Origin of the sequence: Pseudomonas sp. NyZ480 (assembly GCF_029537255.1) — a bacterium.
GTDB classification, from domain to species: domain Bacteria; phylum Pseudomonadota; class Gammaproteobacteria; order Pseudomonadales; family Pseudomonadaceae; genus Aquipseudomonas; species Aquipseudomonas taiwanensis.
Genome location: NZ_CP120626.1, coordinates 299,786 through 318,618, shown reverse-complemented (window position 1 = coordinate 318,618; position 18,833 = coordinate 299,786). Strand labels below are relative to the sequence as shown.

18 protein-coding genes are annotated in these 18,833 nt (G+C 63.3%); 11 read left to right on the top strand and 7 right to left on the bottom strand.

The features are described from left to right. Positions 1-69: 69 nt before the first annotated feature. From rpoH to ftsY, 4 genes are all read right to left on the bottom strand, one after another. Entirely contained in the window at positions 70-924 is an 855-nt protein-coding gene (gene rpoH / locus P3R38_RS01425) for an RNA polymerase sigma factor RpoH (RefSeq protein ID WP_023378197.1), read from the bottom strand. Positions 925-1,035: 111 nt separating this feature from the next. After that, positions 1,036-2,064: a permease-like cell division protein FtsX gene (gene ftsX, locus P3R38_RS01420; protein WP_023378196.1), complete on the bottom strand. Its 1,029-nt coding sequence runs from the start codon at positions 2,062-2,064 to the stop codon at positions 1,036-1,038. Continuing rightward, the gene (ftsE, locus tag P3R38_RS01415) at positions 2,061-2,732 is read right to left on the bottom strand and encodes a cell division ATP-binding protein FtsE (RefSeq protein ID WP_023378195.1); all 672 of its coding nucleotides are present in this window, start codon (positions 2,730-2,732) and stop codon (positions 2,061-2,063) included. Before ftsE ends, ftsX begins: the two co-directional genes overlap by 4 nt. Next, positions 2,729-4,294 carry a signal recognition particle-docking protein FtsY gene (gene ftsY / locus P3R38_RS01410; RefSeq protein ID WP_277686765.1) on the bottom strand — a complete coding sequence of 522 codons (1,566 nt, stop codon included), beginning with the start codon at positions 4,292-4,294 and terminating at the stop codon, positions 2,729-2,731. Before ftsY ends, ftsE begins: the two co-directional genes overlap by 4 nt. A 231-nt stretch (positions 4,295-4,525) precedes the next feature. Between ftsY and P3R38_RS01405 the strand changes: the two genes are divergently transcribed. From P3R38_RS01405 to P3R38_RS01380, 6 genes are all read left to right on the top strand, one after another. Next, entirely contained in the window at positions 4,526-5,881 is a 1,356-nt protein-coding gene (locus P3R38_RS01405; RefSeq protein WP_023378193.1) for a pitrilysin family protein, read from the top strand. Continuing rightward, positions 5,874-7,358 (top strand): pitrilysin family protein, encoded by a 1,485-nt coding sequence (locus P3R38_RS01400; protein WP_023378192.1) that lies wholly within the window; start codon positions 5,874-5,876, stop codon positions 7,356-7,358. Before P3R38_RS01405 ends, P3R38_RS01400 begins: the two co-directional genes overlap by 8 nt. Next, positions 7,358-7,960, top strand: a complete 603-nt coding sequence (gene rsmD / locus P3R38_RS01395) for a 16S rRNA (guanine(966)-N(2))-methyltransferase RsmD (RefSeq protein WP_023378191.1) — start codon at positions 7,358-7,360, stop codon at positions 7,958-7,960. The genes P3R38_RS01400 and rsmD overlap by 1 nt, the downstream gene beginning before the upstream one ends. 97 nt (positions 7,961-8,057) lie before the next feature. Then, positions 8,058-9,359: a pitrilysin family protein gene (locus tag P3R38_RS01390; protein WP_023378190.1), complete on the top strand. Its 1,302-nt coding sequence runs from the start codon at positions 8,058-8,060 to the stop codon at positions 9,357-9,359. Next, positions 9,356-10,702: a pitrilysin family protein gene (locus P3R38_RS01385; RefSeq protein WP_104883051.1), complete on the top strand. Its 1,347-nt coding sequence runs from the start codon at positions 9,356-9,358 to the stop codon at positions 10,700-10,702. The genes P3R38_RS01390 and P3R38_RS01385 overlap by 4 nt, the downstream gene beginning before the upstream one ends. A gap of 60 nt (positions 10,703-10,762) precedes the next feature. After that, positions 10,763-11,755, top strand: a complete 993-nt coding sequence (locus P3R38_RS01380; protein ID WP_023378188.1) for a hydrolase — start codon at positions 10,763-10,765, stop codon at positions 11,753-11,755. 35 nt (positions 11,756-11,790) lie between these two features. Here the strand turns inward: P3R38_RS01380 and P3R38_RS01375 are convergent, their stop codons facing one another. Continuing rightward, on the bottom strand, positions 11,791-12,645 hold the full coding sequence (locus P3R38_RS01375; protein ID WP_104882290.1) for a sulfurtransferase: 855 nt from the start codon (positions 12,643-12,645) through the stop codon (positions 11,791-11,793). 35 nt (positions 12,646-12,680) lie between these two features. Beyond that, on the bottom strand, positions 12,681-13,346 hold the full coding sequence (locus P3R38_RS01370) for a TetR/AcrR family transcriptional regulator (RefSeq protein ID WP_023378186.1): 666 nt from the start codon (positions 13,344-13,346) through the stop codon (positions 12,681-12,683). A gap of 136 nt (positions 13,347-13,482) precedes the next feature. Between P3R38_RS01370 and P3R38_RS01365 the strand changes: the two genes are divergently transcribed. The 5 genes from P3R38_RS01365 to P3R38_RS01345 all read left to right on the top strand — a co-directional run bounded on the left by P3R38_RS01365 (position 13,483) and on the right by P3R38_RS01345 (position 17,980). Continuing rightward, the gene (locus P3R38_RS01365; protein ID WP_027907897.1) at positions 13,483-14,913 is read left to right on the top strand and encodes a coniferyl aldehyde dehydrogenase; all 1,431 of its coding nucleotides are present in this window, start codon (positions 13,483-13,485) and stop codon (positions 14,911-14,913) included. Between the two features lie 9 nt (positions 14,914-14,922). Further along, complete coding sequence (locus P3R38_RS01360; protein ID WP_023378184.1) at positions 14,923-15,408, top strand: hypothetical protein; 486 nt, start codon at positions 14,923-14,925, stop codon at positions 15,406-15,408. 22 nt (positions 15,409-15,430) lie between these two features. Beyond that, positions 15,431-17,029, top strand: a complete 1,599-nt coding sequence (locus P3R38_RS01355; protein WP_277686764.1) for a GMC family oxidoreductase — start codon at positions 15,431-15,433, stop codon at positions 17,027-17,029. 111 nt (positions 17,030-17,140) lie between these two features. Continuing rightward, entirely contained in the window at positions 17,141-17,620 is a 480-nt protein-coding gene (gene coaD / locus P3R38_RS01350; protein ID WP_023378182.1) for a pantetheine-phosphate adenylyltransferase, read from the top strand. Between the two features lie 108 nt (positions 17,621-17,728). Then, the gene (locus P3R38_RS01345; protein WP_023378181.1) at positions 17,729-17,980 is read left to right on the top strand and encodes a YfhL family 4Fe-4S dicluster ferredoxin; all 252 of its coding nucleotides are present in this window, start codon (positions 17,729-17,731) and stop codon (positions 17,978-17,980) included. 40 nt (positions 17,981-18,020) lie between these two features. Here the strand turns inward: P3R38_RS01345 and mutM are convergent, their stop codons facing one another. Beyond that, positions 18,021-18,833, bottom strand: coding sequence for a bifunctional DNA-formamidopyrimidine glycosylase/DNA-(apurinic or apyrimidinic site) lyase (gene mutM / locus P3R38_RS01340; protein WP_023378180.1), 813 nt, complete (start codon positions 18,831-18,833; stop codon positions 18,021-18,023).

The following is an 18,833-nucleotide window of genomic DNA, read 5'->3' as shown; positions in this document are numbered from 1 at the left end:
GATCCGAACACACAAAAAAAACCGCTGCCCCTCCTCGGGACAGCGGCTTTTCGCTGCAACCAGGCTTGATCAGACGGTGATCAATGCCTTGACCTTGTTCATCGCGTTCTTTTCCAGCTGGCGAATCCGCTCCGCCGACACGCTGTACTTGTCCGCCAATTCATGCAAGGTCGCTTTTTCCTCGGCCAGCCAGCGCTGGTAGAGAATGTCGCGGCTACGTTCGTCCAGGCCTTGCAGGGCTTCGTGCAGGTTGCTGGTGGAGTTGTCACTCCAGTCGGCATCCTCCAGCTGCACAGCCGGGTCGTAACGGTGGTCTTCCAGATAATGCGCAGGCGACTGGAAGGCGCTGTCATCGTCGGCTTCGGCCGCTGGATCGAACGCCATGTCCTGGCCGCTCAGGCGGCTTTCCATCTCGCGCACTTCACGCGGCTCGACACCCAGGCTCTCGGCCACACGATGAACTTCATCGTTGTTCAGCCAGGCCAGACGCTTCTTCTGGCTGCGCAGGTTGAAGAACAGCTTGCGCTGGGCCTTGGTGGTCGCCACCTTGACGATGCGCCAGTTGCGCAGGATGAATTCGTGGATCTCTGCCTTGATCCAGTGCACCGCGAACGATACCAAGCGCACGCCCATTTCCGGATTGAAGCGCTTGACTGCCTTCATCAGGCCGACGTTGCCTTCCTGGATGAGGTCAGCTTGGGCCAACCCGTAACCGGCATAGCTACGGGCGATGTGTACCACGAAACGCAGGTGGGCCATCACCATTTGCCGAGCGGCCTCAAGATCCTGCTCATAGTAGAGACGCTCGGCCAGATCACGCTCCTGCTCGACAGTCAGCAGTGGAATGCTGTTGACCGTGTGCACGTAGGCTTCCAGGTTTGCACCAGGAACCAGGGCATAGGCAGGTTGCAACGATGTGGTCATTCAAGAACCTCCGACTTTCAAAACTCGCGCCTTGTGAGCGCTGCCAACATTGACCCGGAACGACGGTACAAGTTCCAAAATGAAAAAAATGTCAATGCTGGCACGAAAAAACTATCGTGGCGCCAGCTCGTTCAAATGGCGGGCCACCGCGATCCATGCACCGATATACCCCAACAGTACCGCACCAATCAAGAGCGAAAAACCATCGGACGCTGGCACACCCCCCAGCGCGAAATCACTGCCATACAGCCCGGAGAGCCCTACAACGGCCTCGTTCAGCCAATTCAGGCCGAAAGCCAGTATGCCCCAGGCCAGCAGGCCCGCACCCAGCCCGTACAGGGCGCCCATGTAGAGGAAAGGCCGGCGTACGTAGCTGTCGGTGCCGCCGACCAGCTTGATCACTTCGATCTCGACCCGACGGTTTTCAATATGTAGTCGAATTGTGTTACCGATTACTAACAGCAGCGCAGAAATCAGCATGACGGCCAGGCCAAAGACGAATCGGTCGCCGAGCTTGAGGATCGCCGCCAGACGCTCGACCCACACCAGGTCAAGCTGCGCCACCTCGACCCGAGGCAGTTCGGACAGACGTTGGCGCAGGGCCTCCAGAGCAGGCTTGTCGACTTCGGTCGGGGTCACCACCACCACGCCCGGAAGCGGGTTGTCGGGCAGCTCGCGCAGCGCCTCGCCCAGCCCGGACTGCTGCTGGAACTCCTCGAGCGCCTGCTCCCGACTGACATACTGGGCATCGGCCACCCCAGGCATGGCTTTGATATCGTCACGCAGGGCTTCCCCCGCCTTGCTGCCGGCATCCAGCTTGAGGTACAGCGAAATCTGCGCTGCACGCTGCCAGGAGCCACCCAGTTTTTCGACGTTCTTCAACAGCAGCGACAAGCCCATGGGCATGCTCAATGCCACGGCCATCACCAGGCAGGTGAAGAAGCTACCGATCGGCTGTTTGCCCAGGCGGCGCAGGCTGTCGGCCAGGCTGGCGCGGTGGCTTTCCAGCCAGGCGTGCAGCAGGGTGCGGAAATCCGGACCGTCATCGTCGTGTTCGCCGGGCTTTTTCTTCGCTGGCGCAGGGTCAGCAGCCTTGGGTGCGACCCGTTCGGACACCTTCGGTGTACGTGTAGTGCTCATTGCCCGGCCTCCCCATCGCCGATCAAACGACCGCGCTGCAGGGTCAGCATGCGGTGGCGCATGCGCGCGATCAGTGCCAGGTCATGGCTGGCGATCAAAACTGTGGTGCCCAGGCGGTTGATGTCCTCGAACACCCCCATGATTTCCGCGGCCAGACGTGGGTCGAGGTTACCGGTAGGTTCGTCGGCCAGCAGCAAGGCTGGCTGGTGGACGATGGCGCGGGCGATCCCCACGCGCTGTTGCTGACCGGTAGACAGGTCGGCTGGGAACAGCTCGCCCTTGTCAGTCAGTGACACACGCTCCAGCGCCGAGTCCACGCGCTTGGCGATCTCGGCCTTGGACAACCCGAGAATCTGCAGCGGCAATGCGATGTTGTTGAATACCGTGCGATCGAACAACAACTGGTGGTTCTGGAACACCACGCCGATCTGCCGGCGCAGGAACGGGATCTGCGAGTTGCTGATCTGGCCCAGGTCCTGGCCTGCCAGCATCAGCTTGCCGCTGGTCGGACGCTCCATGGCCAGCAGCAGGCGCAGCAAGGTGCTCTTGCCCGCGCCCGAGTGGCCCGTGACGAACAGGAACTCGCCCCGGCGCGCCCGGAAACTCAGCTCATGCAAGCCGACATGGCCATTGGGATAGCGCTTGGCAACCTGCTCGAATCGGATCATGGGTGCTCTCGCTCGGCGAACAAGGCTTTGACGAAGGGTTCAGCCTCGAAGGTGCGCAGGTCGTCGATGCCTTCACCGACACCAATGAAGCGGATCGGAATGTTGAACTGCTTGGCCAGGGCGAAAATCACCCCACCCTTGGCGGTGCCGTCCAGCTTGGTCAATGCCAGGCCGGTCAGTTCGACGCTCTGATTGAAGTACTTGGCCTGGCTGATAGCGTTCTGTCCGGTGCCGGCATCGAGTACCAGCAGCACCTCGTGTGGCGCCTCGGCGTCGAGCTTGCCAATCACCCGACGGACCTTCTTCAGCTCCTCCATCAGGTTGTCCTTGGTGTGCAAGCGGCCCGCGGTATCGGCGATCAACACATCGACGCCACGGGCCTTGGCGGCCTGCACGGCGTCGAAAATCACCGAAGCCGAATCAGCGCCGGTGTGCTGCGCGATCACCGGAATCTGGTTGCGCTCACCCCATACCTGCAGCTGCTCCACAGCGGCGGCGCGGAAGGTATCGCCGGCGGCCAACATGACCTTCTTGCCTTCGAGCTGCAGCTTCTTGGCCAACTTGCCGATGGTGGTGGTCTTGCCCGCACCGTTCACGCCGACCACGAGGATCACGTAGGGTTTGTTCTGGGCCTGGACTTTCAGCGGTTGCTCGACCGGACGCAGCAGGGCGGCCAGCTCTTCCTGCAACGACTTGTACAGTGCATCGGCGTCAGCCAGCTGCTTGCGGGCGACCTTCTGGGTAAGGTTCTGAACGATGGTCGAGGTGGCTTCGACACCCACGTCGGCGGTCAGCAGGCGGGTTTCGATCTCATCGAGCAGGTCGTCGTCGATCGCCTTCTTGCCCAGGAACAGGCTGGCCATGCCTTCGCCGATGCTGGCGCTGGTCTTCGACAGCCCCTGCTTGAGGCGAGCGAAGAAGCCTGGCTTGGACTGTTCGACGACGACCGGGGTGGGCTCGGGCTCGACAGGCGTTGGTGCTGGGGTCGCAACCGGAGCCGGGGCAGATGCAGGCACGGGAGCCGCGACCGGGGCAGCAGGCGCCAGGGTTTGCGCAGCGGGGCGCACCGGGATGGCTGGTGGCGCCTTCGGTTCGAGGTCCGGGACCAAGGCCACAGGTTCTTCGGCAACCGGCAGCACCAGGTTGCTGACCGGAGCCGCGGGCTCGTCCGGCTGCGCAGTCTCTACTGGCGCCGCTTGCAGCGGCATGGAGGCGACCGGCTCGGGCGTCGCGGCTTGCAGGGGCTGGGAAGCCACAGGCTCAGGTTGCGGAGCCTGCAGCGGTTGGGACGCTACCGGCTCGGGCACGGACGCTTCGACCACGGGCAACACCGGCTCGACCGGAGCGACCGGCTCGACCGGAGCGACCGGAGCGACCGGAGGCTGCTCGACGGCGGGCTGCGGTGCTACCGGCTCGGCGGCCTGCGGCTCCTGCGCTTGAGGCTCAGGCGTTTGTGGCTGTTCGGCGACAGGTTGCTGCGGCTTCTTGCGAAACCAGCTGAACAGGCCTTTTTTCTCGCCAGCCTCGGCCGGCGCTTTTTTGTCGTCGTTGGAACCAAACATGGAAGACGGCTATCTCAGGGTAGCGATGGGCCAGCACTTGGCGCATCGGGAATTCTCTAAACGCAGAACAGACTATTTTGAATCCGGCTGGTTCATGCGCAATGTTTTGTCGTAGGTCCTGCAGGCCAGAACGGCGACAGGCATGGTCGCCAGGCAACCGGATCAGTATCCTAGCACCTCCTGGCCTACTGACGCTAAACCCAGCAGGCCGCCGAACAGGTTAAACACCGTATGAATGCTCTAGCCCGCCGCGCCGCTGGCCTGTTGCTCGGCACGCTCTGCCTGCCCCTCGCGGCCCTGGCCGCCGATGTGCAACCCACCCACGAGTTCATCCTCGACAACGGCCTGAAAGTGGTCGTTCGCGAGGACCATCGCGCCCCGGTGGTGGTCTCGCAGATCTGGTACAAGGTTGGCTCCAGCTACGAGACACCGGGCCAGACCGGCTTGTCCCATGCCCTCGAACACATGATGTTCAAAGGCAGCGCCAAGATCGGACCCGGCGAGGCCTCGCGCATCCTGCGGGACCTCGGTGCCGAGGAAAACGCCTTCACCAGCGACGACTACACCGCCTACTACCAGGTACTTGCCCGCGATCGGCTGCCGGTGGCCATGGAGCTGGAAGCCGACCGCCTGGCCAGTCTGCGCCTGCCCGCCGACGAGTTCGCACGCGAAATCGAGGTCATCAAGGAAGAACGCCGCCTGCGCACCGACGATCAACCCAGTTCGAAGGCGTTCGAGCTGTTTCGCGCCATGGCCTATCCGGCCAGCGGCTATCACACCCCGACCATCGGCTGGATGGCCGACCTCGAACGCATGAAGGTCGAGGAGCTCCGCCATTGGTACGAATCCTGGTACGCCCCGAACAACGCCACCCTGGTAGTGGTGGGCGATGTCACCGCCGATGAGGTCAAGGGCCTGGCACAGAAGTATTTCGGCAGCATCCCCAAGCGCACCGTGCCATCGGCCAAGCTGCCGCTGGAGTTGGCCAAACCAGGCTACCGCCAGCTGACCCTGCACGTACGCACCCAACTGCCAAGCCTGATCTACGGGTTCAACGTGCCTGGATTGGCCACCGCCAAGGACCCGCGCACCGTACATGCCCTGCGCCTGATCTCGGCCCTGCTCGACGGCGGCTACAGCGCGCGCATGCCGGCACGCCTGGAGCGTGGCCAGGAGTTGGTCGCCGGCGCGTCGTCCAGCTACAACGCCTTCACACGCGGCGACAGCCTGTTCCTGATCTCGGCTACTCCGAACGTGCAGAAGCAGAAAACGCTCGAAGAAGTGGAAAAAGGCATCTGGCAACTGCTCGACGAGCTCAAGACCACTCCGCCCAGCGCCGAAGAGTTGGAGCGCGTACGTGCCCAGGTCATCGCCGGTCTGGTCTACGACCGCGATTCAATCAGCAGCCAGGCCACCACCATTGGTCAGCTGGAGACCGTTGGCTTGTCCTGGAAGCTGATCGACAGCGAACTGGACGAGCTCAAGCGCGTGACACCGCAAGACCTGCAGAACGCCGCACGCACTTATTTCACCCGCGAACGCCTGAGCGTTGCCCACGTACTGCCTGAGGAGTCCGCTCATGAGTGATCGCAGCGCACCACGCTACACGCTGATCGGTACGGGCATCATTGCCTTGGTAGTGGCGGTGGCCGCTGTCCTGGCGCGCCCGGCCCAGTCCGAGGCAGAGCCTCCTGCGGCGCGCCCTGCAAACACCCTGCAATCGCTGGCCGATCTGGACGGCAAGGCGCCAAGCCGGCGTCAGCTGAACATCCAGAACTGGACCACCGCCGAAGGCGCCCGCGTGCTGTTCGTCGAAGCCCGCGAGCTGCCCATGTTCGACCTGCGCGTGACCTTCGCCGCCGGCAGCAGCCAGGATGGCGACACCCCTGGCCTGGCCGCCCTGACCAACGCCATGCTCAACGAAGGCGTGGCCGGCAAGGACGTGACCGCCATCGCCGAAGGCTTCGAGGGACTGGGCGCGGACTTTGGCAATGGTTCCTACCGCGACATGGCAGTGGCCTCGCTGCGCAGCCTGAGTGCCAAGGACAAGCGTGACCCTGCACTCAAGCTGTTCGCCGAAGTGGCGGGCAAGCCGACCTTCCCCGAAGAGGCTCTCAAGCGCATCAAGAACCAGCTGCTGGCCGGTTTCGAGTACGAAAAGCAGAACCCTGGCAAGATCGCCGGCAAGGCCCTGTTCGCCAAGCTCTATGGTGACCACCCGTATGCTCACCCCAGCGACGGTACGGCACAGAGCGTGCCCGGTATCACGCTGGAACAGCTTCGCGCCTTCCATGCCAAGGCCTATACCGCCGGTAACGCGGTCATAGCCCTGGTTGGCGACCTCAGCCGCAGCGAGGCCGAAGCCATCGCCGAACAAGTGTCCTCGGCCCTGCCCAAGGGCCCCGCGCTGGCGAAACCCGCCGAGCCTGCGGAGCCCAAGGCTGGGTTGACCCATATCGACTTCCCATCCAAGCAGACTCACCTGATGCTGGCCGAACTGGGCATCGACCGTCAGGACCCGGACTGGCCAGCCCTTTCGTTGGGCAACCAGATCCTCGGCGGAGGGGCCTTCGGCACCCGGTTGATGAGCGAAGTGCGCGAGAAGCGCGGCCTGACCTACGGGGTCTACTCCGTGTTCAGCCCAATGCAGGTACGCGGCCCCTTCATGATCAACCTGCAAACCCGCGCCGAACTCAGCGAGGGCACCCTAAAGCTGGTCCAGGACATCCTTGCCGAATACCTGAAAAACGGTCCGACGCAGCAGGAACTGGATGACGCCAAGCGCGAACTGGCCGGCAGTTTCCCACTGTCCAACGCCAGCAACGCGAGCATCGTTGGCCAGTTGGGTGCTATCGGTTTCTACAACTTGCCCCTGACTTGGCTGGAGGACTTCATGCAGCAGTCCCAGGCCCTGACCGTCGAGCAGGTCAAGGCGGCCATGAACAAACACCTGTCGGCCGACAAATTGGTCATCGTCACCGCTGGCCCGAAAGTGGCGCAGAAGCCGCTGCCGGCCCCCACTGATAAACCCGCCGAGCCACCGCTCGGCGTACCGGAGCATTAATGCCAAGACCCACCCCACCCGCCCGCCCCAACCAGGGCCAAAGCAAGGGCCAGGGCTACCTGCGCATCATCGCCGGCGAGTGGCGCAGCCGGCGCCTGGCGGTACCTGAAGGCGATGGCCTGCGCCCCACCACCGACCGGGTACGTGAAACCCTGTTCAACTGGCTGGCGCCCTACATCGAAGGCGCCCGGGTGCTGGATGCCTTCACCGGCAGTGGCGCCTTGGTACTGGAAGCTTTGTCCCGTGGCGCGGAGGATGCCGTGGCACTGGACAGCAACCCGGCAGCCATCAGCAATCTGAAGAACAACCTGGAGATCCTGCGCTGCCCACGCGGGCAGATCCTGCAGACCGACGCCCTGCGCTACCTGCAAGGCCCGACCAAGCAGCAGTTCGATGTGGTGTTTCTCGACCCGCCCTTCCACCAGGACCTGCTGGCAAACGCCTGCAATCTGCTGGAACAAGGCAACTGGCTGCGCGAACAGGCGTGGATCTATACCGAGAGCGAAGCTGCCCCGTCGACCCTGCAATTGCCTGCCAACTGGCGCCTGCACCGAGAGAAGAAAACCGGCCAGGTGCATTACGCCCTATGGCAGCGAGGCTGAGGCCTGTGGCCCGTCGCCATAAGTAAGTAACGCAGACGGGCCTCCCCATTCAAACAAGCTGCTCCTGTTTCGACTTTCACACAGGAGCAACTCGGTCATGGCCACTCTGACATCCACCGCTGCCACCAGCGCGCCACCGCTGCAGCATTTCGTCCTAGCCAACGGACTGGTGGTCTATCTGCGTGAGGACCACCGTGCCCCCTTGGTTAGCGCCCAGCTTTGGTACCACGTGGGTGCCAGCTACGAGCCGCCAGGTCATTCCGGGCTGTCTCACCTGCTGGAACACTTGATGTTCGAAGGCAGCAGCAAGCTTGCTGGCGGCCAATACTCGAAGCTGATCAGCACGCTCGGCGGGTCACCGAACGCCGCCACCACGCACGACGCCACCTACTTTCCCGTCACCCTGCCCAGCAATCGCCTGGAAGTCGTTCTGGAGGCCATGGCGGACTCCATGGCCAGCGCCACGCTCGAACCAGCGGCCTTCGACCGCGAGCTCGAAGTGGTCAAGGCGGAGCGCCGCACCCGAGTGGACAACAGCCCCCTCGCTCAGGCTCTGGAGCAAGCCGACACACTGGCGCTGCAGGGCGGTCCTTACGCCACGCCCATCATCGGCCGCGCCCCGGATCTGGCCGACATGACCGCTGATGCTGTCCGAACCTGGTACCAGAGCTGGTATCACCCAAACAACGCAACGCTGGTGGTCGTCGGCGACACGACATCGGATCGGTTACGCGGGTGGGTCGAGCACTATTTCGGTGCAATTCCCGCCAACCGCCTGCCCAGCAAGGCACGACCGAAGCCAGCCACCGCATCCGTTCATCGCACACAGACCATCACCCTGCCTCGCCTGCGTGAAGGTCTGATCATGGCGTTCAATGTGCCGAGCCAGTCGACCGCCGCTTCCGACCTCGAAGCCTTGGCCCTGCGGCTGATTCCCGAACTGCTCACCGAGGGCAGAGGCGCGCGCCTTGTTCAACGTCTGATGCGCGAACGCGACATTCTGCATGCGAAGGGCTCGCAGTACTTGCATGTGCTGCGAGGTGACAGCCTGCTCACGTTCTACTTCTTCAACAATCCGCAACAGGCCTCGCCGGAACAGGCGATGGAGCACGTCTGGGCGCAGATCGAGCTGCTCAGGCAAACACCCGCGACGGCACGGGAGATCTCGAGGGCAAAGGCAAGGCTGCTGGCGAACACCGTCTTCGGCCGTGACGACATCGGCGAGCAAGCCGGTGCGATTGGCCAGATGGCCGCCAGCGGCCTCGATCCGCATTCGCTCGACCGGGAGGCCGAGATTCTGCAAAGCGTCACTGCGGAAGACGTACGAGCTGTGGCCCATCGCTACCTGAGCCATGAACGGCTGACCGTTACTTACATGAAAGAGGAAGAGCGCCCATGAACGACTCGAATGCAACTGCGCTGCAATCGGTGCAAGGGCGGGATTTCAGCCATTTCGATGATATTCGCATCCAGGTCCAAGCCTGGCGGACGCAGAGTGGCACCCAAGTACGGTTCGTGCGCCGCCCTGAACTGCCCATGGTCGACCTCATGCTCTACTTCAACGCAGGCACCTCGCTCGATGGAGATACTTCAGGTGTTGCCGCCTTGACGCTGCACATGCTCGACAAGGGAACCACCGCGCTGGATGCCACGCAGTACGCCAGCCAGATCGAGCGCCTGGGCGCGCAAGTCAAGACAAGCATCCGCCTCGAACATTCGAGCGTATCCCTGCGCTGCCTGACCGCCGAGCAGGTCCTCGACCCGGCAATCGAACTGTTCACCTCCCTGGTCGCCAGTCCCGCCTTCGCCTCTGCGGAGTTAGCAAAAATGAAAGGGCAATTGCTTCCCTACCAGGCATCGCGCCACACCACGCCGCAGCTACGCACCCGATTGGAAGCCAACCGCTATCTATTTGCCGGGCACCCCTATGGCAATCCCCTGGGCACTACGCCAGAAGGCATCGAAACGACGACTGTCGATCAGCTGGTGGCTTTTCATCGACGCGCCTACAGCGCCAACAATCTCTGTGTCGCCATGGTCGGTGACCTGACCCGTGAGCAAGCAGAAGCCATCGTCCAGCGCATCACCCAGGCACTGCCTCAGGGCTGGGCAGCCGCTCAGCTTCCCGAGGTGCCGCAGGTTGCGAGCAAGACGATACACGTCGAGCTGGCGGGGGCCAGCAATGCGATGGTGCTGGCCATCCCAATGAGCGTTCGACCAGACGACCCTGATTATCCGGCCCTTGTACTGGCAAGCGAAGTGCTGGGGGCTGGGGTGGATTCCAGGCTGCTCCGGGAACTGCGCCTGAAACGTGGCCTGACCTATGGCGCAAGCAGCCGGCTGACGCCGCATGAAGCAGGTGGATTGCTGAACATCGAGTGGGAAATCGCCTCGGCCTACATCACTGCCTCCCAGTCACTTGTCGCAGAACTCTTGGAAACGTTCATTGCTCAAGGGCCGACCGCTGCGGAGCTCGAACTAGCCAGAAATCAGTTGGCCGGCCGGTTCATGAGCGCCGTGGCAGGTAACCAGACACTGGCCGCGCTCCTGGCCGGGGCAGCCCGACACGGTCAGCCCGCCAACCACACCAACCTCTATATCGAGCAGCTGCAGGCAGTGACCCCGGAAGCGGTTCGAGCGGTGTTGCAAACCCGGCTCGAATGGTCGCGCCGGGTGTTCGTGAGTGTCGGCCCCACCGCCGATCAACGCCCCTTGCCCGATCTTCCGTCCACCGACCAATAGTGCAGATACAGTCGCGGTGTTTCATGGCAATCTAGGTGGGCACATCACGAGCCGCCCAGCATGCCAAGCCTCAACGTCACTTTCCGCCCGGCCGCCGGCCTGTCCAACCCTCATTTGCAGACGTTGTGGGGGCCGCTTTGGCGCAAGCTGCCCGAGCTCCCACGCGACCGTGAACGCTTGTGGCTGGCCGACGGCGACTTCATCGATCTTGACTGGCATGGACCGCACCAGCCGGATGCCCCCCTGGTACTGGTACTGCATGGACTGACCGGGTCCTCCCACTCACCCTATGTCAAAGGCTTGCAGGGTGCCCTGCAAGCGCGTGGCTGGGCCAGCGTGGCGGTGAACTGGCGAGGCTGTTCGGGCGAGCCGAACCTGTTGCCGCGCAGCTACCATTCAGGCGCCAGTGAAGACCTTGCCGAGATCGTCGCGCACCTGCGGGCCCAGCGTCCGCTTTCGCCGCTGTTCGCAGTGGGCTATTCGCTCGGCGGCAATGTATTGCTCAAGTACCTGGGCGAAAGTGGCGCAGCCAGCGGGCTGGAGGCGGCGGTGGCAGTGTCGGTGCCGTTTCGCCTGGACCAGTGCGCCGACCGCATCGGGCAGGGCTTCTCGAAGGTCTACCAGGCACATTTCATGCGGGAAATGCTCGCCTATGTGCTGCAAAAGCAGAAACACTTCCGCGACCGTGGCCATGATGAAGGGCTTGAGGCGTTGGCGCGGCTCGGACCGCTGCGCAACCTGCGCACTTTCTGGGACTTTGACGGTAAGGTTACCGCGCCGCTGAACGGGTTCAAGGACGCACACGATTACTATCGGCGCTCATCGAGCCGCTACTTTCTGGGCGCCAACCGGACTCCGACGCTGATCATCCACTCAAGCGACGACCCATTCGTGTCCAGCCACAGCCTGCCTGGGCTCGAAGAACTCGCGCCACAAACGCACTTCGAGTTACACCACCGTGGCGGTCACGTGGGGTTCGTCGACGGCAGCCTGCGAAATCCGGGTTACTACCTTGAGCGCCGGATTCCGCAGTGGCTGGTCGAAGGCCTGTAGCGCCATTGCCGGCGACAGTCCCGGCAACCGATGACTCACTCCCCTGTAGCGACGCCATGTTCGGGGTCATTGATCCATTCGCTCCAAGACCCCGCATACAACCGTCCCAACGGATACCCCGCCAACGCCAGCGCGAACAGGTTGTGGCACGCCGTTACGCCCGACCCGCAATAAGCCACCAGCTGATCAGGTTCACGCCCCGCCAGTTTCTCGGCATAGCGCTGCTTGAGCTGCTCTGCCGGCAAGAATCGTCCATCCGCCCCCAGGTTGTCGGTAAAGGCCGCACATTGCGCCCCTGGAATGTGCCCCGCGACGGGGTCGATCGGCTCCACCTCACCACGAAAACGTGGCAAGGCCCGGGCATCCAGCAGGGTCAGGTCCGGGCTCCCCAAGCGCTTGGCCAGATGCCCGGCGTCGATCAGCAACTTCATGTCCGGCTCGCCGGTGAAGGTCCCTTGGCGCTTGGGCGGAGGATCCAGGCTCAATGGCAGGTGCGCGGCGTGCCACGCTTTGAGCCCACCGTCGAGGATGAACACGCCATCGCGCTTGCCCAGCCAAGCCAGCAGCCACCAGGCACGCGCGGCAAACGCACCCGGTCCATCGTCGTACAGCACCACTTCACTGTCATTGTCCATCCCCCATTCACGCAGCCGCTCTACCAGGCGGCGCGGCTCAGGCAAGGGATGACGGCCCGTCTTGCCCTTGGTCACCGGACCACTGAGATCGCGCTCCAGATCGGCGAAATGCGCCCCGGCGATATGACCTCCGGCATAGCTGCGCTGGCCGTAATCGACATCTTCCAAGGCAAAACGACAATCGAGGACCACCAACGTGGGCGAGTCCAGACGCTCGGCCAGCTGCTGCGGGGTGATCAATTGCGCTAAGGGCATGACAGTCTCCTGAACAATGGCAGATAAGCCCTGGTTCATGGCTCCAGGGCCTGGTTGAACGGTACATGGAATTCCTGGCACAGCGCATCCACGGCACTGCGCGCCTCGCGGGTCACGAACCCCAGCTCCAGCACCAGTACCTGATAGACACCTCGTTTGAATGCTTCTTCACCCAGGTGCGCGGAATGTTCACGAGTGGTGCTGAGAAAGCGCACCCAGGAAGTCAGCACAATCCAGGCGTTGATGGTGAGCGACTCGATCTGCGCCGATTCCATGGTCAGGATCCCGGCATCGACGAAGCCCCGGTATATCGCCTGGCCCTGGCGCAGGCAGCGCTCGGAAAAACGCCTGTAACGGGCGGCTAACTCCGGGTCGCTGTCGAGCAGGTGCTCCAGGTCGCGGTGCAGGAATCGGTAGTTCCACATCGCCGCCAGCAATGCCTTGAGATAGAAACGCTTGTCTTCCACCGTCGCCGCACGGCCTTGGGGTGGGCGTAGGAAACTGTCCACCAGCGCTTCGTACTGGCTGAACAACAGGGCGATGATCGCCTGCTTGTTGGGGAAGTGGTAATAGAGGTTTCCGGGCGAAATCTCCATGAATGCAGCAATGTGATTGGTGCTGACGCTGCGCTCGCCCTGCTGGTTGAACAGCTCCAGGCTGCTCTGCACGATGCGCTCTCGGGTCTTTATGCGCGGGGCCATGCTCAGCTCCCAGTCTGCGGGCTTCCATTAATGGGCATATTACGGTGTATTGCAGCGGATCACCGCTTGAAATTTTCGTACCACCGTACGAATTAGAGTATAGGCTCTAGAGACTCTCAGCCTCGCCGGAGCCGAAATGTCCTCGTCCATCGCCTTGCCTCCCGTGAATTCCGACACCGACCTGGCGGCGACGTTCGCCGCCCAGCGCCAGGCATTCGCCGGCAACCCCATGCCCCCTGAAGCCCAGCGACGACAGTGGCTCAAGAGCCTGCGCGAGGCTCTGCTGGCGGACCAGGACCGGTTGGTCGCGGCGATCGACACCGACTTCGACGGCCGTAGTGCCGATGAAACGCTGCTGGCGGAACTGCTGCCCTCGGTACAGGGCCTGCGCCATGCCGAGCGTCACCTGCACGGCTGGATGCGCCCAAGCCGCCGAAAGGTTGGACTCGCCTTCCAGCCCGCCAAGGCCCAGGTGTTGTACCAGCCGTTGGGCGTAGTGGGCGTGATCGTGCCGTGGAACTACCCATTGTTCCTTGCCATCGGGCCGCTCACCTGCGCCCTGGCAGCGGGCAACCGCGTCATGCTCAAGCTCAGCGAGGCCACACCCGCCAGCGCACTGGCCCTCAAGACAACGCTGGAACGGGTGTTCCCCAGCGACCTGGTCAGCGTGGTACTGGGAGAGGTCGAGGTCGCCCAGGCTTTTGCCCGCCTGCCGTTCGACCATCTGCTGTTCACCGGTGCCACCAGCATCGGTCGACAGGTGATGCTGGCCGCGGCCCACAACCTGACGCCGGTAACGCTTGAGTTGGGCGGCAAATCACCGGCCATCGTCTCGGCCACGGTCCCGCTGGATGCCGCTGCCGAGCGTATCGCCTTCGGCAAGACCCTCAATGCTGGCCAGACCTGCGTCGCCCCTGATTACGTCCTTGTGCCCCGTGATCGGCTCGATGGCTTCAGCGATGCCTACCGCCGCGCCGTTCGACGCTTCTATCCCACGATTGCCGACAACCGCGACTACAGCGCAATCATCAACCCGCGACAACTGCAACGCCTGCAAGGCTTGCTGGACGATGCCCGGCACAAAGGGGCACAGGTCATCGACCTGTATCCGGACGAAACCCGGCAGGGCCGACGCCTGCCGCCGCACCTGTTGCTGGGTGTGAACGACGACATGATCGTGATGCAGGACGAAATCTTCGGCCCGCTGCTACCTGTGGTGCCCTATGACACCCTCGACGACGCCCTCAGCTACATCAACCAGCGCCCGCGGCCGCTGTCGCTTTACTACTTCGGTTACGAGCGCAGCGAACAGGAGCACGTCCTGCGCCATAGCCACTCGGGCGGAGTGTGCCTGAACGACACCTTGCTGCATGTCGCTCAGGACGACCTGCCCTTCGGCGGTATCGGGCCCTCGGGGATGGGGCACTACCATGGTTTGGAGGGGTTTCAGACCTTCAGCAAGGCCAAGGCAGTGCTGGCCAAACAGCGCCTGAACACGGCTCGACTGATCTACCCGCCCTATGGCAAAGCCGTGCAGCGCTTGATCTACAAGCTGTTCATCCGCTGAGGGCCGCCCATGCATCGCCGCGATCTGCTGCGTTTCAGCCTGGGCGCCAGTGCGTTTCTGGCCACCACCAGCCTGGTCGGCTGCACGTCCCAATTGCCCGCGGCGGGCTTCCAGGTGCTGCGAGACGACGATGTGCCTGTGCTTCAGGCCCTGATTCCCGTGGTGCTGGCGGGTACACGAGCGTCACGGGAGCTGGTGCTGCACAGCCTCGATCACACGTTGGCGGCATTGTCGCCAGAGATGCTCAAGCTCACCCGGCAGCTGTTCGATGTGCTGAGCCTGCCCCTCACCCGCGGCCCACTGACAGGCATCTGGGGTAGCTGGGAACAGGCCGACGCCCAGCAGGTGAATGCCTTTCTGCAACGCTGGCAGGACAGTTCGCTGAACCTGCTACGCATGGGCCACTCATCCTTGCTGCAACTGCTGCTGATGGCCTGGTACGAACGGCCCGAAGCCTGGGCCGCGTGCGGCTACCCAGGCCCCCCGAACATTTGACCCCCCAACAAGAGCATCGCCAATGCCTGTCATCGACCCGTTTCGTCAAGGCCTCGAACGCGGCTGGATCACCCACGACGGCTCGCGTCTGGAGCACGACCTGAGCCTGCAGGCCGATATCGCCATCATCGGCAGCGGCGCGGGCGGCGCTACCAGCGCGCACATGCTCGCCGAAGCCGGATTCAAGGTACTGCTGATCGAAGAAGGCCCGCTCAAGACCAGCAGCGACTTCCACCTGCTGGAGGATGAGGCCTACGCCAGTCTGTATCAGGAAGGGTTGGGGCGAATGAGCAAGGAGGGCGCCATCACTATCCTCCAAGGCCGTGCAGTGGGCGGTACCACGCTGGTCAACTGGACTTCCAGCTTCCGTACGCCGCCCCAGACCCTGGCGCACTGGGCCAGGGAACATGCCGTGAAAGGGCTGGCCGAGGACGTGCTGAAGCCGTGGTTCGAGCGTGTGGAGCAACAACTGGGAATCACCCCCTGGGCCGTGCCCCCGAATGCCAACAATGACGTCTTGCGCCGTGGCTGCGAAAGCCTGGGCTACCGCTGGGCGGTGATCCCACGCAACGTGCGCGGCTGCTGGAACCTGGGTTACTGCGGCATGGGCTGCCCGGTCAACGCCAAGCAGTCGATGCTGGTGACCCATATCCCGGCCACCCTCGACAACGGGGGCGAGCTGCTTTACCTGGCGCGGGCCGTGCGCTTGGAACACAACGGAGAACGCATCGTGCAACTGCACTGCCAGGCGCTCGACGCTCAGGGAGTGCACCCCAACGGCCGGCAGATCACGGTTCGTGCCCGACACTTCGTTCTCGCCGGCGGCGGCATCAACAGCCCCGCCCTGCTGCTGCGCTCGCAAGCCCCCGACCCGCACAAGCGCCTGGGCAAACGCACCTTCCTGCACTTGGTGAACTTCAGCGCAGCACGCTTCGACGCGCGCATCGACCCTTATTACGGCGCCCCGCAATCCATCTATAGCGACCACTTCCAGTGGCAGGACGGTACCGACGGCCCTGTGGGCTACAAACTGGAGGTACCACCGTTGCACCCGGCCCTGGCCAGCACCTTGCTGGGCGGGTATGGCGCCGAGAACGCCCAGCGCATGGCTGACCTGCCCCACACCCATGTCATGCTGGCGTTGCTGCGTGACGGTTTTCATCCGCAGAGCCAAGGGGGAGAAGTGGAACTGCGGGGCGACGGCTCGCCTGTGCTCGACTACCCCGTCACCGACTACCTGCGCGACGGCCTGCGGCGGGCCTATCGAAGCATGGCGCAGATCCAGTTCGCCGCTGGAGCGAGACAGGTAGCCCCCGTACATAGCGATGCCCGCTATGTCGACAACCTGCAACAGGCCCTGACCCTGATCGATGGCCTGCGCCTGGAGCTTTTCCGTACCCGCCTTGGCAGCGCCCACGTCATGGGCGGCTGCGCGCTGGGCGAGGACCCGCGCCAAGCGGTGTGCGACAGCCTGGGCCGACATCACCAGCTGGAAAACCTGTCGATTCACGACGGTTCACTGTTTCCCACCAGCATCGGTGCCAACCCGCAGCTATCGGTCTACGCCATTAGCGCCAAGCTCACCGATGCCCTGATTACCCGGCTGGCACAGGGCGCATGACAACCTGCGCCCCCTCTGTCTATAGTGCCAACTTCCGGCCGCGCGACTTGGCCGGGCGCAGTCGCTGCGCTACCATCCGACTCCCCAACGCACTCCAGCCAGGATGACGCGATGAACCGAGTGTTGTACCCGGGTACTTTCGACCCCATTACCAAGGGCCATGGCGACCTGGTCGAACGCGCTTCGCGCCTGTTCGACCATGTGATCATCGCGGTGGCGGCCAGCCCCAAGAAAAACCCCCTGTTCCCACTGGAACAACGGGTAGAGCTGGCCCGTGAGGTCACCAAGCACCTGCCCAATGTCGAAGTCATCGGCTTCTCCACCCTGTTGGCGCATTTTGCCAAGGAACAGAACGCCAACGTCTTCCTGCGTGGCCTGCGTGCAGTGTCCGACTTCGAATACGAGTTCCAGCTGGCGAACATGAACCGGCAACTGGCACCCGATGTCGAGAGCCTGTTCCTGACGCCATCGGAGCGTTATTCGTTCATCTCTTCGACGCTGGTCCGGGAGATCGCAGCGCTGGGCGGGGACATCAGCAAGTTCGTCCACCCAGCGGTGGCCGACGCCCTGACCGAACGCTTCAAGAAGTAACCCTCATCGCCTGACCATCGCGCCCGCGTGCACTGCGGGCGCGAATGCGGCACAATTGTGCCTACCGCGTTGAACATGCCCGGGCTGTGAGCCCCGGCCGGAGTCCCAATGTCCCTGATCATCACCGACGATTGCATCAACTGCGACGTCTGCGAACCCGAGTGCCCGAACGAGGCAATCTCCCAAGGCGAAGAGATCTACGTGATCGACCCCAATCTGTGCACCCAGTGCGTCGGCCACTACGACGAGCCGCAGTGCCAGCAAGTCTGCCCGGTAGATTGCATTCCGCTGGATGAGGCCCATCCAGAAACCCATGATGAGCTGATGGCCAAGTACCGGCGGATCACCGGTAAAGCGTGATGCCGCCATCGCCGGCTTGCCGGCGATCTAGCCTTGGAATTCAGCGCTGGCAGCGCGGGCAGTACACGCTGGCCCGCTGTCCCAGCTTAACCTCTCGCAAGGTCGTCCCGCACACCTTGCACGGCAGTTCGCCTCGGCCATACACGAACAGCTCCTGCTGGAAGTACCCAGGCTGCCCGTCGCCACCGATGAAGTCGCGCAGCGTCGTGCCACCTTGTTCGATGGCTGCGGCCAGCACCCGTTTGATCTCGATGGCCAGCTTCAAGTAACGGGCCCGCGAGATGCCGCCCGCCTCTCTGCGTGGGTCGATACCGGCGGCGAACAGCGCCTCGGTGGCGTAGATGTTGCCCACCCCTACCACCACGGCGTTGTCCATGATGAACGGTTTCACGGCCATCGAGCGCCCGCGGGAAAGCTGGAACAGGCGCTCGCCATCGAACAGGTCGGTCAGCGGCTCCGGCCCCAGGCGCAATAGCAATTCGTGATTGAACGGGTCGAGGCTCCAGAGCATCGCGCCGAAGCGGCGCGGGTCGGTGTAGCGCAGCATCAGCCCCGATTCCAGCTCGATGTCGACATGCTCATGCTTGGCCGCCGGCGCCCCCAATTCGACCAGGCGCAAGTTCCCCGACATCCCAAGGTGGCTGATCAAGGTGCCAACCTCTGCGTTGATCAGCAGGTACTTGGCGCGTCGCTCCACGCTGAGGATGCGCTGGCCCGAAAGGCGTATGTCCAGATCCTCAGGGATTGGCCAGCGCAGCCGCCGATCACGCACGACTACCCGGCTGACACGCTGGCCAACCAGATGGGGCTCGATGCCACGTCGGGTTGTCTCGACTTCTGGTAACTCAGGCAT

Coding starts and splice junctions, on each gene's coding strand:
- rpoH (WP_023378197.1), bottom strand. CDS start 924: ATGACCACATCGTTGCAACCTGCCTATGCCCTGGTTCCTGGTGCAAAC.
- ftsX (WP_023378196.1), bottom strand. CDS start 2,064: ATGAGCACTACACGTACACCGAAGGTGTCCGAACGGGTCGCACCCAAG.
- ftsE (WP_023378195.1), bottom strand. CDS start 2,732: ATGATCCGATTCGAGCAGGTTGCCAAGCGCTATCCCAATGGCCATGTC.
- ftsY (WP_277686765.1), bottom strand. CDS start 4,294: ATGTTTGGTTCCAACGACGACAAAAAAGCGCCGGCCGAGGCTGGCGAG.
- P3R38_RS01405 (WP_023378193.1), top strand. CDS start 4,526: ATGAATGCTCTAGCCCGCCGCGCCGCTGGCCTGTTGCTCGGCACGCTC.
- P3R38_RS01400 (WP_023378192.1), top strand. CDS start 5,874: ATGAGTGATCGCAGCGCACCACGCTACACGCTGATCGGTACGGGCATC.
- rsmD (WP_023378191.1), top strand. CDS start 7,358: ATGCCAAGACCCACCCCACCCGCCCGCCCCAACCAGGGCCAAAGCAAG.
- P3R38_RS01390 (WP_023378190.1), top strand. CDS start 8,058: ATGGCCACTCTGACATCCACCGCTGCCACCAGCGCGCCACCGCTGCAG.
- P3R38_RS01385 (WP_104883051.1), top strand. CDS start 9,356: ATGAACGACTCGAATGCAACTGCGCTGCAATCGGTGCAAGGGCGGGAT.
- P3R38_RS01380 (WP_023378188.1), top strand. CDS start 10,763: ATGCCAAGCCTCAACGTCACTTTCCGCCCGGCCGCCGGCCTGTCCAAC.
- P3R38_RS01375 (WP_104882290.1), bottom strand. CDS start 12,645: ATGCCCTTAGCGCAATTGATCACCCCGCAGCAGCTGGCCGAGCGTCTG.
- P3R38_RS01370 (WP_023378186.1), bottom strand. CDS start 13,346: ATGGCCCCGCGCATAAAGACCCGAGAGCGCATCGTGCAGAGCAGCCTG.
- P3R38_RS01365 (WP_027907897.1), top strand. CDS start 13,483: ATGTCCTCGTCCATCGCCTTGCCTCCCGTGAATTCCGACACCGACCTG.
- P3R38_RS01360 (WP_023378184.1), top strand. CDS start 14,923: ATGCATCGCCGCGATCTGCTGCGTTTCAGCCTGGGCGCCAGTGCGTTT.
- P3R38_RS01355 (WP_277686764.1), top strand. CDS start 15,431: ATGCCTGTCATCGACCCGTTTCGTCAAGGCCTCGAACGCGGCTGGATC.
- coaD (WP_023378182.1), top strand. CDS start 17,141: ATGAACCGAGTGTTGTACCCGGGTACTTTCGACCCCATTACCAAGGGC.
- P3R38_RS01345 (WP_023378181.1), top strand. CDS start 17,729: ATGTCCCTGATCATCACCGACGATTGCATCAACTGCGACGTCTGCGAA.
- mutM (WP_023378180.1), bottom strand. CDS start 18,833: ATGCCTGAGTTACCAGAAGTCGAGACAACCCGACGTGGCATCGAGCCC.